1 protein-coding gene is annotated in these 378 nt (G+C 76.2%); it reads right to left on the bottom strand.

Features of this window, described 5'->3' with window-relative positions; translation table 11 throughout:
- Positions 1–378: DMT family protein (locus tag VR44_RS21080; protein WP_045949114.1), on the bottom strand; the 378-nt coding region annotated here is incomplete at both ends.

Below are 378 nucleotides of genomic sequence, written 5' to 3'. Positions count from 1 at the left end.
GGCCAGCACCCACCGGTCGAGCGGCACGTGCGTACGGTTCCCCGCGGGCGAGGCGGCCACCAGCGCGACCCCCAGCCCGGCCACCACGGCGGCCACGGCGAGCCACACCGCCCCCGGCAGCCGATTGCGCGTCATCAGCGAGGCGATCAGCAGGGCGAGCGGCAGCTCCAGCACGAACAGGGGCTGTACGAGCGACAGCGCGCCCGTGGCCAGCGCCGCGGCCTGCCCCACCCCGGCCGCGATCACCGCCAGGATCCCCCCGAGCCACAGCGGCCGCCGCAGCAGATCGAGCACCAGCCCGAACCGGAACCCGTCGCTCTGCGGCACGGTGAGCGAGGCCCGCCGCTGGAGGACCGTCGCGAGCGCGTTGCTGAACGC

Source organism: Streptomyces katrae (assembly GCF_000966975.1).
Classification (GTDB): Bacteria; Actinomycetota; Actinomycetes; order Streptomycetales; family Streptomycetaceae; genus Streptomyces; species Streptomyces katrae.
This window is presented reverse-complemented; position numbering and strand designations above follow the sequence as displayed.